At 59.6% G+C, this 14,976-nt stretch carries 15 protein-coding genes; 5 read left to right on the top strand and 10 right to left on the bottom strand.

Going from position 1 to position 14,976, the window contains the following annotated elements; translation table 11 throughout:
* Positions 1–38 precede the first annotated feature (38 nt).
* Positions 39–1,271 (top strand): tryptophan synthase subunit beta, encoded by a 1,233-nt coding sequence (trpB, locus tag QMX86_RS09110; RefSeq protein WP_282385828.1) that lies wholly within the window; start codon positions 39–41, stop codon positions 1,269–1,271.
* Entirely contained in the window at positions 1,271–2,080 is an 810-nt protein-coding gene (gene trpA, locus QMX86_RS09115) for a tryptophan synthase subunit alpha (RefSeq protein WP_122748179.1), read from the top strand. Before trpB ends, trpA begins: the two co-directional genes overlap by 1 nt.
* A gap of 56 nt (positions 2,081–2,136) precedes the next feature.
* Here the strand turns inward: trpA and QMX86_RS09120 are convergent, their stop codons facing one another.
* The 10 genes from QMX86_RS09120 to QMX86_RS09165 all read right to left on the bottom strand — a co-directional run bounded on the left by QMX86_RS09120 (position 2,137) and on the right by QMX86_RS09165 (position 11,989).
* Entirely contained in the window at positions 2,137–4,098 is a 1,962-nt protein-coding gene (locus QMX86_RS09120; protein ID WP_282385825.1) for a DUF4105 domain-containing protein, read from the bottom strand.
* A complete protein-coding gene (locus QMX86_RS09125) occupies positions 4,095–4,415 on the bottom strand; it encodes a DUF2388 domain-containing protein (protein ID WP_016770769.1) in 321 nt (106 codons plus the stop codon). Before QMX86_RS09125 ends, QMX86_RS09120 begins: the two co-directional genes overlap by 4 nt.
* 27 nt (positions 4,416–4,442) lie before the next feature.
* Positions 4,443–4,760 (bottom strand): DUF2388 domain-containing protein, encoded by a 318-nt coding sequence (locus QMX86_RS09130; RefSeq protein ID WP_122603580.1) that lies wholly within the window; start codon positions 4,758–4,760, stop codon positions 4,443–4,445.
* Positions 4,761–4,868: 108 nt separating this feature from the next.
* Entirely contained in the window at positions 4,869–5,186 is a 318-nt protein-coding gene (locus tag QMX86_RS09135) for a DUF2388 domain-containing protein (RefSeq protein WP_016772298.1), read from the bottom strand.
* Positions 5,187–5,519: 333 nt separating this feature from the next.
* Complete coding sequence (locus tag QMX86_RS09140) at positions 5,520–5,735, bottom strand: DUF1127 domain-containing protein (RefSeq protein ID WP_007911656.1); 216 nt, start codon at positions 5,733–5,735, stop codon at positions 5,520–5,522.
* Positions 5,736–6,056: 321 nt separating this feature from the next.
* Entirely contained in the window at positions 6,057–7,550 is a 1,494-nt protein-coding gene (locus QMX86_RS09145) for an acetyl-CoA hydrolase/transferase family protein (RefSeq protein WP_282385821.1), read from the bottom strand.
* Between the two features lie 214 nt (positions 7,551–7,764).
* On the bottom strand, positions 7,765–9,198 hold the full coding sequence (locus QMX86_RS09150) for an NAD(P)(+) transhydrogenase (Re/Si-specific) subunit beta (protein ID WP_282385819.1): 1,434 nt from the start codon (positions 9,196–9,198) through the stop codon (positions 7,765–7,767).
* On the bottom strand, positions 9,198–9,518 hold the full coding sequence (locus QMX86_RS09155; RefSeq protein ID WP_003220416.1) for an NAD(P) transhydrogenase subunit alpha: 321 nt from the start codon (positions 9,516–9,518) through the stop codon (positions 9,198–9,200). The genes QMX86_RS09150 and QMX86_RS09155 overlap by 1 nt, the downstream gene beginning before the upstream one ends.
* A 15-nt stretch (positions 9,519–9,533) precedes the next feature.
* Entirely contained in the window at positions 9,534–10,655 is a 1,122-nt protein-coding gene (locus QMX86_RS09160) for a Re/Si-specific NAD(P)(+) transhydrogenase subunit alpha (RefSeq protein WP_282385817.1), read from the bottom strand.
* A 434-nt stretch (positions 10,656–11,089) separates the two neighbouring features.
* Positions 11,090–11,989 carry a LysR family transcriptional regulator gene (locus QMX86_RS09165; protein ID WP_122705361.1) on the bottom strand — a complete coding sequence of 300 codons (900 nt, stop codon included), beginning with the start codon at positions 11,987–11,989 and terminating at the stop codon, positions 11,090–11,092.
* A gap of 157 nt (positions 11,990–12,146) precedes the next feature.
* On the opposite strand from QMX86_RS09165, the gene QMX86_RS09170 reads away from it, so the two are divergent.
* The 3 genes from QMX86_RS09170 to QMX86_RS09180 all read left to right on the top strand — a co-directional run bounded on the left by QMX86_RS09170 (position 12,147) and on the right by QMX86_RS09180 (position 14,900).
* On the top strand, positions 12,147–13,328 hold the full coding sequence (locus tag QMX86_RS09170; RefSeq protein ID WP_073470760.1) for an acyl-CoA dehydrogenase: 1,182 nt from the start codon (positions 12,147–12,149) through the stop codon (positions 13,326–13,328).
* A 14-nt stretch (positions 13,329–13,342) separates the two neighbouring features.
* Positions 13,343–14,563, top strand: coding sequence for a CaiB/BaiF CoA-transferase family protein (locus QMX86_RS09175; protein ID WP_282385813.1), 1,221 nt, complete (start codon positions 13,343–13,345; stop codon positions 14,561–14,563).
* A gap of 157 nt (positions 14,564–14,720) precedes the next feature.
* Positions 14,721–14,900 (top strand): hypothetical protein, encoded by a 180-nt coding sequence (locus tag QMX86_RS09180; RefSeq protein ID WP_217878588.1) that lies wholly within the window; start codon positions 14,721–14,723, stop codon positions 14,898–14,900.
* The last annotated feature ends 76 nt before the right edge of the window (positions 14,901–14,976 follow it).

The raw sequence follows: 14,976 nt of genomic DNA on the forward strand, positions 1-14,976 counted from the left end.
CGTCATTGTCTTCTGACCGAATTCACCTGGAGCGACCCATGACCCAGACTTCGAACACCTCTGATCTGCGTAACGGCCCTGACGCCAACGGCCTGTTCGGTGCGTTCGGTGGCCGTTATGTAGCGGAAACCCTGATGCCGTTGATCCTCGACTTGGCTCGCGAATACGAAGCGGCCAAGGAAGATCCGGCATTCAAGGAAGAATTGGCCTACTTCCAGCGTGATTACGTCGGACGTCCGAGCCCGCTTTATTTCGCCGAACGCCTGACCGAGTTCTGCGGCGGCGCGAAGATCTACCTCAAGCGTGAAGAGCTGAACCACACCGGCGCGCACAAGATCAACAACTGCATCGGCCAGATTCTGTTGGCGCGGCGCATGGGCAAGAAGCGCATCATCGCCGAAACCGGCGCCGGCATGCACGGCGTGGCCACGGCCACCGTTGCTGCGCGTTTCGGTCTCGATTGCATGATCTACATGGGCACCACCGACATCGAACGTCAGCAGGCCAACGTCTTCCGCATGAAGCTGCTCGGCGCTGAAGTCATTCCGGTCGTGGCCGGCACCGGCACTCTCAAAGATGCGATGAACGAAGCCCTGCGTGACTGGGTGACCAACGTCGACAACACTTTCTATCTGATCGGCACTGTGGCCGGCCCACACCCTTATCCAGCAATGGTCCGCGACTTTCAGGCCGTCATCGGCAAGGAAACCCGCGATCAGCTGCAGGCTCAGGAAGGTCGTCTGCCGGACAGCCTGGTGGCGTGCATCGGTGGCGGTTCCAACGCCATGGGCCTGTTCCACCCGTTCCTCGATGACAAGAGCGTGGAGATCATCGGCGTCGAAGCCGCCGGTTACGGCATCGAAACCGGCAAGCACGCGGCCAGCCTGAACGGCGGGGTGCCGGGCGTGCTGCACGGTAACCGCACGTTCCTGCTGCAGGACGACGATGGCCAGATCATCGACGCCCACTCGATTTCCGCTGGCCTCGATTACCCGGGCATCGGCCCTGAACACGCCTGGTTGCACGACATCGGCCGCGTCCAGTACACCTCGGTGACCGACGACGAAGCCCTCGAAGCGTTCCACAAATGCTGCCGTCTGGAAGGGATCATTCCTGCCCTGGAAAGCGCCCACGCCCTGGCCGAAGTGTTCAAGCGCGCACCGAAGCTGCCGAAGGATCACCTGATGGTGGTCAACCTCTCGGGCCGTGGCGACAAGGACATGCAAACCGTGATGCACCATATGCAACAGTCGCAGCAGGAGAAACACTGATGAGCCGCCTGCAAACCCGCTTTGCCGACCTCAAGCAACAGAACCGCGCGGCGCTGGTGACCTTTGTCACTGCCGGTGATCCTGACTACGACACTTCGCTGGCGATCCTCAAAGGCCTGCCTGCCGCAGGTGCCGATGTGATCGAGCTGGGCATGCCGTTCACCGATCCGATGGCCGATGGCCCGGCAATCCAGTTGGCCAACATTCGCGCCCTGGGCGCCAAACAGAATCTGGCGAAAACCCTGCAAATGGTTCGCGAGTTCCGTGAAGGCAACAGCGACACGCCGCTGGTGTTGATGGGCTACTTCAACCCGATTCACAAATTCGGCGTCGAGCGTTTCATCGCCGAAGCCAAAGAGGCTGGCGTCGATGGCCTGATCGTGGTCGACATGCCACCAGAGCACAACGAAGAGCTGTGCGACCCGGCGCAGGCTGCTGGCCTGGACTTCATCCGCCTGACCACGCCGACCACTGATGACGCGCGTCTGCCGCGCGTGCTCAACGGCAGCTCCGGTTTCGTCTACTACGTGTCGGTGGCCGGTGTCACCGGTGCCGGTGCAGCGACTCTGGAACATGTGGAAGAGGCGGTTTCACGTCTGCGTCGGCATACCGATCTGCCGATCAGCATCGGTTTCGGTATCCGTACGCCGGAGCAGGCTGCGGCCATCGCGCGTCTGGCTGACGGTGTGGTGGTGGGCTCGGCGCTGATTGATCACATCGCCAGTGCCGATACGCCTGAGCAGGCCATCGATGGTGTGTTGAGTCTGTGTTCGGCGCTGTCCCAAGGCGTGCGCAAAGCTCGCGTCTAAAGCCGCAGGGAAATAGAAAAGGCTTCAGAACAGGCGTTCTGAAGCCTTTTTTGTGCTCAGGGTAATTGCAGTCCGCCCGAGGCCTTGTGCAGTTTGCGCAGATGCTCGCCAATCTGCTTGACGTTGGCCTCGCTGGCGGCAATCTCGGCCGCCCGCTTGGGTTCAAGCAGCTTGCGCACTTCGGTATCGAGATCGCCGGACAGGGCCAGCAGCTTCTTCTGCCGCTGGCTGCTTTCCGCTTCCAGTCGGGCGAACTCGCTGGGCTGCGGTAGTCCGTAACCTTTGGAGTCGAGCAGTTCCGCCGGGCGGCTGAGGAAGCCACTGTTGGCGAGGATCTCCTGCAAGGTCGCGTTGGCTTTGTCCATGCCGCCGTTTTCCAGCTCGCGGGCGCCGAGGTAGCGTTGCTTGACCTCGTCCTGGGCCAGCAATAACTGCCGGCGGAAACTGGCTTGCTCCAGCAGCAACAGGGCCGCACTGGTGCGCAGGTCGGCGCGATCGAACCATTCGCGGCGTTGCTCAGCGCTGAGTGACAGCCAATCCTCGACAGTGGTCTGCTTGATCGGCAGCTGCTTCTTCAATACATCGAACATCGCTTGATAGCGATCGCGGAACGAGTCGAAGCGGTAACCCAGGCGCAGCGCTTCTTTCGGATTGTCGAGCACACTGGTATCGGCCAGACCACGGCCCTTGAGCACTTCCAGCAAGCCGTTGGGCATGATGCTGTCTAGCCCGACCAGTTGGCTGTTATTGCTGCCGCTGCGCAACAGTTTCAAACCCTCTACCGCGCAGTTGTTGGACAGGAAGAAATAGTTGCCGTCGTAGCTCCAGTGCATCTCGGCAGCATGTTCGACGACGCCTTCGATTTCCTCGCGAGACAGGTTCAGCGGCACCGAAGCGAGGCTGCGCAGCTCGGTCTTGGTGTATTCGTCGATCACTTGCGCCAGCGGCAACACGAACAGCCGCGACGGGTATTTGCCGACCAGTCCGTCCCAGCTCGACAGCTGTACATCGCCAACGAAGGCGCGATAGGACAGCACCAGGTGTTGATCGAGGTCGAGGCGGCAATCCGGGCCACGCGGGCGACCGGGGGCGCAGATCACCAGGCGCAACATGCTGTGGCCCCAGCGGCTGACCCAGTTCTGATTGGCCTCGGCCAGCAGGTAATCGACAGCGTAGACGCGCTCCGGATCGACTTGCCCCAGAGGCTGCTTGGCGAAGTCATTGCCCGCATTGAGAAAGGCAAAGCTCTTGCTGCAGCTGTCCTGCGCTGGCGGCGCCCAGCCGAAATGTTCCTTGTAGTAGCGATACAGCGCCGGGCGGCGGCAGGCGTAGCTCGGGTCGAGGAGGAAGTACTCCATGTTGACCGCGACAAATTCCTTGGGACTGGAGATCTCGTAAAGATCCGGACTGCGGGCGATCTGGCGGTTGTGTTGTTCACGCTCGCCACGGCGGCCGACGTATTGCTGCCACCCGGCGAGGTCAAGCAGGCGCGGGTCGTCGCTGATGGTGAAGCGGCGACCGTTCTGCCCGCGACACTCATCGGGAATGCCGATCAGCCCGGCGCTGTTGAAGCGTCGGGTGCAGCGTTGGATCAACGTGCGCTCGGCGCTCGGCCATAAACGCGCGCGATCATAAATGTGGGTGATTTCGTGCAGCACCGTGGCGAGGAGTTCCTGGCGCACAGTGCCGTGGGGGCGATTGGTTTTCTCTTTCGCCACGCTGCCATCGGTGAGACCGGCGAGCAGTTTGCGATTCAGATCGAGCTCGGACACCAGCGTCGCCTGCCCGTAAGCGTTGGCAGGCATGTCGTCGGTCCAGCCGACGTCGATGCGCCGATCCAGCCGCTCGATGAAGCTCGGCGGCAGTTTCGCCATCGCCTCATCGATCAGCGCCTGACTGGCCTGTTGTTGAGCCGGGCTCAGACCCTCGGTCTTGAGCCGCAATTGCAGGCCGGCGTGGGCGCTGTTGCCGAGCAGCAACAATGCCCCGGCCAGCAGCCAGGCGCCAACGGACTTCACAGCGCGAGAATGGCTTCGGCGAGTACCTGATCACTGGCGTCGCGCGCTTCCGGCACGCGATTGCGCAAGGTGTTGAGGGCGGCTTCGAGGTGCGCGCCACGGATGTCGCCGTTGCTGGCGACGAAACTGGCGGCGTCGTCGTGGGCTTCGCGGATGATTTTCGAATCGCGAATCGACGTGGTGGTATCGGAAGTGAAATCGATGCTGCGCTGGGAGGCACGAACGATGATGTTACTGGTGGCTACCAGGGTGTGCGCCTGGGCCACATCGGCCAACACAAACAGGCCAAGGGCGGCAGCAATCAGCGGGCTACGCATGGAACGACTCCGGAAGGACAAGGATAACTATTGGACGAGAATTGCTTCTGCCAGTTCAAGGTCGCTGGCATGAAGTTTCGGCCGGGTTTTGCGCAGGTAGTGCAGCGCGGATTCCAGCCGTGCGCCTCGCCATTCACCGTCACTGGCAACAAAGGCGGCCGCATCATCATGGGCGGCGCGCAGCAGTTTACGGTCGAACGGCGCAGAAGACACCATGCTGGTCGCGTAACCGCTGACCACCGTGCCTTGGGTCGACGCATTGAAAGCATCGAAGGCGTTGGCGGACATCGCCCAGCAGGCCGTGAATAAAGTAGAAGAGATGAGCAGGTTTGGAAGAAAGCGCATGGGACTCGACAACTGTTAACGAGCCTGAAGGCTAGCGCAAATGCCCGGGTCAGAGCCAGCGTTGAAACATCGGGACACGGCTGGCGTGTCCCGCAATACCGCAAACGATCAGAGCGTCAGAATGGCCTGAGCCAATTGGGCATCGGTGGCATTGAGTTGTGGCGCCTGATGGCGGATGTGATCGAGCGCACTTTCCAGTTTCACCCCGCGGATATCGCCTTCGCTGGCCACGAAGCTGGCGGCATCGTCGCGGGCGGCAAGAACGATCTTGTCGTCACGGAACGAGGAGGTCACATCGGAAGTGGCGTCGGAAGTGGCTTTCAGCGCGCCGACGATCGAGTCGGTGGTGACGATGAAGCTGGTAGCGCTGGCGTTGGCAGCCACGGCCAGCAGGGCGGCGGCACTGAGCAGGCGAAGACGGGTCATGATGGAACTCCTTTGGATAAACCGTAGTGAGAGGTGGCTCGGTATCTGAGGAGTCAGACGCCTGTTGCGCAACGTTCGCCACGTTCTGCATGGATATTAGGCTGCCAGATGCGGTTCGCCCAGTGGTGGCCAGTGATACTCCAAAGGTTCTGGGTAACTGTACCGGTATATTCAAGTATTTCGTAAATTGTACCTGTACTCGTTCATATATGCGTTTTAGAGCATTCAAGGCCCCTGAAACGACAAAACCCGTCGTGGTTGCCCACGACGGGTTCTGCTTGTGCAATTCGGGTTGCTGGCGGTGGGTCTGACGACCAGAGCCAGCGACGCTGCTTAGCGCCAGAACGGCTTGCTCAGCTCTTCGTAGCGTTGTGCTTCGCTGATACCGGCGTCGGCCAGCAGACGCGAATCCAGACGGGCCAGTTGGTGGCGGCTGGAGATGCGGCGCTGCCACAACATCAGGTTGGCAATAACGCGCAGAGGCAGGGAAGCCTGGGTGTTTACAGCTTTGTCTTCGAAGAACAGTTCGGAACTGAGTGTACGTTCCATGGTTGACATCCTTCCGCTTGTGGCGGGATCAGGTAGTGGTTTGACTGGTGCCCATGATCCTCTCGTTTGGATAGTCTCTGTAGATACAGTTCATTTGTATTGTGAGTGAGCAGTTAACTGTTTATGGATGGTGTACGGGTCGAAATTGAGCAAACTGTACCTGTCCGCACTTGATTGGTGCATTTCGGCTTGTATCAGGAGGTTGAGTAGGAGTTTGCGGTAGGAAAAGACCGGTACAGCAGTACAGTTTTTGGTGATCCTGTTCTTTGCGAACATCCACCGACGCAAAACTGTGTTTGCCTCGGTGGTTATCTGTGTGAATCACACCGCCAGCATGCGCCCGGTTTCTTCCAGGTTCATATGCCACCTCAGTGCTTCGCGCAGAATGTGCGGGGTATGACCGCCGATTGCACAGGCAGCGCTGAAGTAATCATTCAGTGCCTGGCGGAAGTCCGGGTGCACACAGTTGTCGATGATCACTCGTGCACGCTCCCGTGGCGCCAGGCCACGCAGGTCGGCGAGGCCGACTTCGGTCACCAGGATGTCGACGTCATGCTCGGTATGGTCGACGTGGCTGACCATCGGCACCACGCTGGAAATCGCGCCACCCTTAGCGATCGATTTGGTCACGAATACCGCCAGATGCGCATTGCGCGCGAAGTCGCCGGAGCCGCCGATGCCGTTCATCATCCGCGTACCGCAGACATGGGTGGAGTTGACGTTGCCGTAGATGTCGAACTCCAGCGCAGTGTTGATGCCAATGATGCCCAGACGCCGCACCACTTCCGGGTGATTGGAGATCTCCTGCGGCCGCAGAATCAGTTTGTCCTTGTACTTCTCCAGGTTGCCGAACACGTCGCTGTTGCGCCGCTCGGACAGGGTGATCGAGCTGCCCGAGGCAAAGCTCAGCTTGCCGGCATCGATCAGGTCGAAGGTCGAGTCCTGGAGCACTTCCGAGTACATGGTGAGGTCTTCGAACGGCGAGTCGATCAAGCCGCACATCACCGCGTTGGCGATGTTGCCAATCCCGGCTTGCAGCGGGCCGAGCTTGTTGGTCATGCGCCCGGCCGCAACTTCCTGCTTGAAGAAGGTGATCAGGTGTTCAGCGATAGCGTTGGTATCAACGTCCGGTACCGACACTGTGGACGGCGAGTCCGACTGCTGAGTGATGACAATGGCAACGATCTTCTCCGGCGGAATCGGGATCGCCGTGCTGCCGATGCGATCGTCGACTTTCACCAGCGGGATTGGCGTGCGCGTCGGGCGGTATGTCGGGATATAGATGTCGTGCAGGCCTTCGAGGTTGGCATTGTGGGCCAGGTTGATCTCGACGATCACTTGTTTGGCGAAAATCGCGAAGCTGGCCGAGTTGCCCACCGAAGTGGTCGGCACGATGTGGCCTTGTTCGGTGATGGCGACTGCCTCAATGACGGCAATGTCCGGCAGCTTCAACTGTTGGTTGCGCAGTTGCTCTACGGTTTCCGAGAGATGCTGGTCGATGAACATCACTTCGCCGGCGTTGATTGCCTTGCGCAACGTGCTGTCGACCTGAAACGGCATGCGCCGCGACAGCACGCCGGCCTCGGTCAGTTGCTTGTCGAGGTCGTTGCCCAGGCTGGCGCCGGTCATCAGGCTGATCTTCAGCGGCGTGACCTTGGCGCGCTCGGCCAGTGCGTGGGGAACAGCCTTGGCTTCGCCGGCGCGGGTGAAACCGCTCATGCCGACGGTCATGCCGTCCTCAATCAGAGCAGCGGCGTCGGCAGCGCTCATCACTTTATCCAACAACGAAGGCAGGCGAATACGGTCACGGTACATGGATTATTATCTCGGGCAACGAGTAGCAGGATGCGCAGTCTAGTGAATTTGGCCGGCGCCTGTCCCGCTACCAAGGTCGCAAACGAGGCCTCTATTTCGCGGGTTTGCAGTAAAACACCGTTACCGGATCTGCAACAACGCGGCAAATTGTCCAGCGTCTGGCGCAAACAAAAACGCCCCGACAAGTCGGGGCGTTCGCTATTGCAGCGGTGAATTACTCGACCGCTTTGACCATGTCTTCGATGACTTTCTTCGCGTCGCCGAAAACCATCATGGTCTTGTCCAGATAGAACAGTTCGTTGTCCAGACCGGCATAGCCGCTGGCCATCGAGCGCTTGTTGACGATGATGGTCTTGGCCTTGAACGCTTCGAGAATCGGCATGCCGGCAATCGGTGACTTCGGATCGTTCTTCGCGGCCGGGTTGACCACGTCGTTCGCGCCGAGCACCAGCACCACGTCGGCCTGACCGAACTCGGAGTTGATGTCTTCCATCTCGAACACCTGATCGTAAGGCACTTCGGCCTCGGCGAGCAGGACGTTCATGTGCCCAGGCATGCGACCGGCCACCGGGTGAATCGCGTACTTCACGGTCACGCCGCGATGGGTCAGCTTCTCGGTCAGTTCCTTCAGTGCGTGTTGTGCACGGGCCACTGCCAGACCGTAGCCCGGGACGATGATCACGGTGTCGGCGTTGGTCAGCAGGAAGGTTGCGTCATCAGCCGAGCCGGATTTCACCGGACGGGCTTCCTGCGCACCGGCAGGACCTGCATCTGCCGTATTGCCGAAACCGCCGAGCAGTACATTAAAGAAGGAGCGGTTCATCGCCTTGCACATGATGTACGAGAGGATCGCACCGCTCGAACCCACCAGCGAGCCGGCAATGATCAGCATCGAGTTGTTCAGCGAGAAACCGATGCCCGCCGCCGCCCAGCCGGAATAGCTGTTGAGCATCGACACCACCACCGGCATGTCGGCGCCGCCGATCGGGATGATGATCAGCACGCCCATCACGAACGCCAGCGCCAGCATCAGCGCGAACGCCGTGAGGTTGCCGGTGAACATGAAGGTCAGGCCGAGAACCAGCGTGGCCAGACCCAGAACCGCATTGAGCTTGTGCTGACCGGCGAACTGTACCGGTGCGCCCTGGAACAGACGGAACTTGTATTTGCCCGAGAGCTTGCCGAAGGCAATCACCGAGCCGGAGAAGGTGATCGCACCAATCGCCGCACCGAGGAACAGCTCCAGACGGTTGCCTGCCGGAATCGCATCGCCCAGTTGTTTAACGATACCCAGCGATTGCGGCTCGACCACCGCCGCAATTGCAATGAACACCGCCGCGAGGCCGATCATGCTGTGCATGAACGCTACCAGTTCCGGCATCTTGGTCATTTCAACGCGCTTGGCCATAATCGAGCCGGCGGTACCGCCGATCAGCAGGCCGACGATCACGTAACCGATACCGGCAGTGCCCAGCTCGGCGCCCAACTTATAGATGAGGCCGACGGTGGTGAGGATCGCCAACGCCATGCCGAGCATGCCGAACAGGTTGCCGCGCCGCGAAGTGGTCGGGTGCGACAGGCCTTTGAGGGCCTGGATAAAGCAGATCGACGCGATCAGGTAGAGCGTCGTGACGAGATTCATGCTCATTACTTCGGCGCCTCTTCTTTTGCTTTCGGGGCTTTCTTCTTGAACATTTCAAGCATGCGGCGGGTGACCAGGAAGCCACCAAACACATTGACTGCCGCCAGTGCCACGGCCAGCGTGCCCATGGTTTTGCCCAGCGGCGTGACGGTCAGCGCAGCGGCGAGCATGGCACCGACGATCACGATCGCGGAAATGGCATTGGTCACCGCCATCAACGGCGTGTGCAGCGCAGGCGTAACGTTCCAGACCACGTGGTAACCGACATAAATCGCCAGCACGAAGATGATCAGGTTGTAGATACCGGGGGAGATAAGCTCTTCCATCGTCTGAATCCCTGCTTAGGCGTTTTTGCGGATGACTTGGCCGTCGCGGCACATCAGGCACGCGGCGACGATGTCGTCTTCGAGGTTGACGTCGAACTGGCCTTCCTTGGTGAACACCAGCTTGAGGAAGTCCAGCAGGTTGCGTGCGTACAGCGCCGAAGCATCGGCAGCGACTTCACCGGCGAGGTTGGTCGGGCCGACGATGGTCACACCGTTTTCCACAACGACCTGATCGGCGACGGTCAGTGGGCAGTTGCCACCCTGGGCGGCGGCGAGGTCGATGACCACCGAGCCCGGTTTCATCTGTGCCACGGTCTCGGCGCTGAGCAGCGTCGGCGCTTTGCGGCCCGGAATCAGTGCGGTGGTGATGACGATATCGGCCTGCTTGGCGCGCTCGTGCACAGCCTGCGCCTGGCGCTGCATCCAGCTCGCCGGCATCGGCCGCGCGTAACCGCCGACACCGACGGCACATTCGCGCTCTTCATCGGTCTCGTAAGGCACGTCGACGAACTTCGCGCCGAGGGATTCGATCTGTTCCTTCACCGCTGGACGCACGTCGGAGGCTTCGATCACCGCACCCAGACGTTTCGCTGTGGCAATCGCCTGCAAACCGGCCACGCCCGCGCCGAGAATCAGCACGCGCGCCGCTTTCACGGTGCCCGCAGCAGTCATCAGCATCGGCATGAAGCGTGGGTAATAGTGAGCCGCGAGCAACACCGCTTTGTAGCCGGCGATATTCGCCTGCGACGACAGCACATCAAGACTCTGCGCCCGCGAGGTACGCGGCGCCGCTTCGAGGGCGAACGCGGTAATGCCGCACTCGGCCATCTTCGCGATGGTCTCGTTGTTGAATGGGTTGAGCATGCCCACCAGCACCGCACCGCGCTTGATCAGCGTCAGTTCGGCATCGCTTGGCGCGATCACTTTGAGAATCAGCTCGGCGCCAAACGCGTCATTGGCGCTGCCAATGCTTGCGCCGGCCGCTTCATAGGCACTGTCGACGATACTGGCTTTGACGCCAGCGCCGCGTTGCACAGTGACCTTATGGCCTTGGCTGATCAGCTTCTTGATGGTTTCCGGGGTTGCGGCAACCCGTGTTTCACCGGTCTGGGTTTCGAGAGGAACACCAATGTGCACGTCAAATCTCCTGCGTGATCTTATTGAGTAAACCCATGCACTACGGATGGTGCGACTGGGGCGGCCGATCAGCACGATCCCGCCGAATCAAGGCGGGGCGCGGCATTTTGCAGGCGAACTTTATGCCCTTCAAGGGATTATGACGGGTGACGGAAAATTAACTACAAGTCATGCCGTGACCGAATGTCGCAGATGGCCAGTTGAACCCCTTGCAGGCCGTGCCCTGCATGGATTCTGGCTGAATTTGAAAAAAATTCGCATCGGTGGCGTGAATAGGCAGTAATGAGTCGCCATTAGAGGCTGAAAGCCACGTGTTTGGCAGCTTGTGGGACGTCTGTACGACTTTCGGATACAGTCTGCGCAGAAGCGACAAATAGTTATATCTGTAGGGCTTTGGTTTTTCTGACTACGGGGTTAAGTATTGCGCAGAGCCTTTATTCTTCTAGGCTGTAGCTCTGCGCTTGATTTACCAGCCAGTCGCGAAATGCCTTCAGCGATGCCGATTCGACCTTTCGCTCCGGAATCATCAGGTAATAGGCCTTGATGCTGGAGAGCGCTTGAGGGTTGGCAACCATCAGCCGTTTCTCTGCCAGCTCGCGCTGGATCAGAAACGGCGGAATCAGCGCGACGCCCATGTCGTGCATGGCTGCCTGGGCAAGCATGGAGAATAGCTCGTAGCGTGGGCCTGTCATGTCGCGAGGGATATTCAGTTGCTGCGAGTTGAACCATTGGCGCCAGGCGTAAGGTCGGGTGGTCTGCTGCAGCAGCGGTAGCTCGGCGATGGCTTGCGCTGTCAGTTGCTTGCGATCGCCGAGTAGGGCGGGGCTGCACACCGGCATCGGATTTTCGCCCATCAACCTGTGGGATTCGGTACCCGACCAGTCGGCGTCGCCGAAGTAAATCGCGGCATCGAATTCGGTGTCGGCAAACAGGAATGGCCGAGTGCGGTTGGTCAGGTTGACGGTCACTTCCGGGTGCTTGAGCTGGAAATCCTTGAGCCGTGGCAGGAGCCATTGCGTGCCGAAGGTCGGGACGACGGCGAGCTCGATGACGTTGGTGCCCTGCTGGCCCATCACCGAGAGGGTGTCGCGCTCCACTGCATCGAGCTGAGTCGCCACCCGGCGACTGTATGAAAGTCCCGCTTCCGTCAGCTTCACCCCACGTCGCGAGCGCCGGAACAACTCCACGCTGAGGAATTCCTCAAGGCTGGCGATCTGTCGGCAAATGGCACCCTGGGTGAGCGACAGCTCTTCAGCGGCCCGGGTAAAGCTCTCATGGCGGGCGGCTGCTTCGAAGCTGATCAGTGCGGCGGTGCTGGGGATCTTCCTGCGCATGTACGTCAACCTCACTAATGCGCCGCATAAAAGGCAATTCGCGGCGTTTCGGAGTGAGAAATTAGCACAACAGGATGCGAAATCCTCGTTTGCCGCGATGGCGAACCGCGCCTAGGATCAATGCCACGTTAATTCACCCGATTACGAGGGCACACTCATGGGCGGTAAAGCTAGTTTCAATTGGATCGATCCCCTGCTGCTGGATCAACAGCTCACCGAAGAAGAGCGGATGATCCGCGACACCGCCGCCCAGTTCGCTCAACAGAGTCTGGCGCCGCGTGTGCTCGAAGCTTTCCGGCATGAAAACACCGACCCCGCGATCTTCCGCGAGATGGGTGAAGTCGGCCTGCTCGGCGCGACCATTCCCGAGCAATACGGTGGCAGCGGTCTGAATTACGTCAGTTATGGCTTGATCGCGCGTGAGGTCGAGCGCGTCGACTCCGGTTATCGCTCGATGATGAGTGTGCAATCCTCGCTGGTGATGGTGCCGATCAACGAATTCGGTACCGAAGCACAGAAACAGAAGTACCTGCCGAAGCTGGCTTCCGGCGAATGGATCGGTTGCTTTGGTCTGACCGAGCCGAACCACGGTTCCGATCCGGGCGCGATGATTAGCCGGGCTCGCAAGGTCGATGGCGGCTACAGCCTGACCGGCGCGAAAATGTGGATCACCAACAGCCCGATCGCTGACGTATTCGTGGTATGGGCCAAGGACGATGCCGGCGATATCCGTGGCTTCGTTCTGGAGAAAGGCTGGAAAGGTCTGAGCGCTCCGGCGATTCACGGCAAGGTCGGCCTGCGCGCTTCGATCACCGGTGAGATCGTCATGGACAACGTGTTCGTGCCGGAAGAAAACATCTTCCCGGATGTCCGTGGCCTGAAAGGTCCTTTCACCTGCCTCAACTCCGCACGCTACGGCATTTCCTGGGGCGCACTGGGCGCCGCCGAGTTCTGCTGGCACACCGCGCGCCAATACACTCTGGACCGACAGCAGTTCGGTCGTCCGTTGGCCGCGACGCAACTGGTACAGAAGAAACTCGCCGACATGCAGACCGAGATCACCCTGGCACTGCAAGGCTGCCTGCGCTTGGGCCGGATGAAGGACGAGGGGACCGCCGCCGTTGAAATCACTTCGATCATGAAGCGTAACTCCTGCGGCAAGTCGCTGGATATCGCGCGGATGGCGCGCGACATGCTCGGTGGTAACGGCATCTCCGATGAGTTCGGCGTGGCCCGTCACCTCGTCAACCTGGAAGTGGTGAATACCTATGAAGGTACCCATGACGTTCACGCGCTGATCCTCGGGCGTGCACAAACCGGTCTGCAGGCGTTCTATTAATAGGAGGGCGGACCATGGGCGCGCTGTCGCATCTACGGGTACTGGATTTATCGCGAGTGCTGGCCGGGCCTTGGGCCGGGCAAATCCTCGCCGATCTTGGCGCCGAAGTGATCAAGGTCGAGCGCCCGGGCAATGGTGATGATACCCGCGCCTGGGGTCCGCCCTTCCTTAAAGACGCTTACGGCGAGAACACGTCGGAAGCGGCTTATTACCTCTCGGCAAACCGCAACAAGCAATCGGTCACCATCGACTTCACCCGCCCTGAAGGGCAGAAGCTGGTGCGCGACCTGGCGACAAAGTCGGACATTCTGGTTGAGAATTTCAAAGTAGGTGGTCTGGCGGCCTATGGTCTGGATTATGAGTCGCTGAAGGCGCTCAACCCGAATCTGATCTATTGCTCCATCACCGGCTTCGGCCAGACCGGCCCTTACGCCAAGCGCGCAGGGTATGACTTCATGATTCAGGGCCTTGGCGGCTTGATGAGTCTGACTGGTCGACCTGAAGGAGATGAAGGCGCTGGCCCGGTGAAAGTGGGCGTGGCGCTGACGGATATTCTCACCGGGCTGTATTCGACGGTGGCGATCCTCGCGGCATTGGCTCATCGCGATCACGACGGTGGCGGCCAGCACATCGATATGGCGTTGCTGGATGTACAGGTCGCGTGTCTGGCGAACCAGGCGATGAACTACCTGACCACCGGCAATGCGCCAAAGCGTCTGGGAAATGCGCATCCCAACATCGTGCCTTATCAGGACTTTCCTACGGCGGATGGTGACTTCATTCTTACCGTGGGTAATGACGGGCAGTTCCGCAAGTTCGCAGAGGTGGCTGGCCAACCGCAGTGGGCGGATGATCCGCGCTTCGCGACCAACAAGCTGCGGGTAGCGAACCGCGCGGTGCTGATCCCGTTGATCCGCCAAGCTACGGTCTTCAAGACGACTGCCGAGTGGGTTGCACAACTGGAACAGGCGGGCGTGCCTTGTGGGCCGATCAATGATTTGTCGCAAGTGTTTGAGGATCCACAAGTGAAGGCGCGCGGTCTGGCGATCGAACTGCCTCATGCATTGGCGGGGATGGTGCCCCAGGTGGCCAGCCCGATTCGATTGTCGGAGACGCCCGTTGAATATCGTCATGCGCCTCCTTTATTAGGTGAGCACACATTAGAGGTTCTGCAGCGGGTGCTGGGTCTGGGGGCAGGCGCGGTGGCTATGTTGAAGGAGGAAGGCGTCCTTTAAGTCTTCTTCTATATAGAAGAAGCTCTTTTCTCATCTGATTGAATGTTTTTTAACCAATACGCAAGTTATTGAAAGAAAAGCGAAAATAACGGTTGACGGCAGATTCCAGAGGTCTATAATTCGCCCCACTTCCGGCGCAGTCGAAACGGAAAACTCCTTGAAATTCAAAGAGTTACGCAGTTTTCGACAGCGGCTTGCTTCAGATCATCGAAGCCTGGAAGGAGTTGAAAGGGCAGTGATGTGTAGCTCTTTTAACGGTTCGATCTTCTCGGTCGAAAGCGGAGAAAAAGAGGTGTTGACAGCAGCGATTAACGCTGTAGAATTCGCCTCCCGCTAACGAGAGATCGGAAGCGCAAGTGGTTGAAGTTGTTGAAGAATTCTTCGAAAACTTCTGAAAATAATCACTTGACAGC

This window comes from Pseudomonas sp. PS01270 (assembly GCF_029959775.1).
GTDB lineage: Bacteria > Pseudomonadota > Gammaproteobacteria > Pseudomonadales > Pseudomonadaceae > Aquipseudomonas > Aquipseudomonas atacamensis.

What these genes read in the sequence shown, in the direction of transcription:
- QMX86_RS09165 (WP_122705361.1), bottom strand. Translation starts at nt 11,989, where the DNA reads ATGCGCAGGAAGATCCCCAGCACCGCCGCACTGATCAGCTTCGAAGCA.
- QMX86_RS09130 (WP_122603580.1), bottom strand. Translation starts at nt 4,760, where the DNA reads ATGCGCTTTCTTCCAAACCTGCTCATCTCTTCTACTTTATTCACGGCC.
- QMX86_RS09175 (WP_282385813.1), top strand. Translation starts at nt 13,343, where the DNA reads ATGGGCGCGCTGTCGCATCTACGGGTACTGGATTTATCGCGAGTGCTG.
- QMX86_RS09170 (WP_073470760.1), top strand. Translation starts at nt 12,147, where the DNA reads ATGGGCGGTAAAGCTAGTTTCAATTGGATCGATCCCCTGCTGCTGGAT.
- QMX86_RS09125 (WP_016770769.1), bottom strand. Translation starts at nt 4,415, where the DNA reads ATGCGTAGCCCGCTGATTGCTGCCGCCCTTGGCCTGTTTGTGTTGGCC.
- QMX86_RS09140 (WP_007911656.1), bottom strand. Translation starts at nt 5,735, where the DNA reads ATGGAACGTACACTCAGTTCCGAACTGTTCTTCGAAGACAAAGCTGTA.
- QMX86_RS09150 (WP_282385819.1), bottom strand. Translation starts at nt 9,198, where the DNA reads ATGAGCATGAATCTCGTCACGACGCTCTACCTGATCGCGTCGATCTGC.
- QMX86_RS09135 (WP_016772298.1), bottom strand. Translation starts at nt 5,186, where the DNA reads ATGACCCGTCTTCGCCTGCTCAGTGCCGCCGCCCTGCTGGCCGTGGCT.
- trpB (WP_282385828.1), top strand. Translation starts at nt 39, where the DNA reads ATGACCCAGACTTCGAACACCTCTGATCTGCGTAACGGCCCTGACGCC.
- QMX86_RS09155 (WP_003220416.1), bottom strand. Translation starts at nt 9,518, where the DNA reads ATGGAAGAGCTTATCTCCCCCGGTATCTACAACCTGATCATCTTCGTG.
- trpA (WP_122748179.1), top strand. Translation starts at nt 1,271, where the DNA reads ATGAGCCGCCTGCAAACCCGCTTTGCCGACCTCAAGCAACAGAACCGC.
- QMX86_RS09145 (WP_282385821.1), bottom strand. Translation starts at nt 7,550, where the DNA reads ATGTACCGTGACCGTATTCGCCTGCCTTCGTTGTTGGATAAAGTGATG.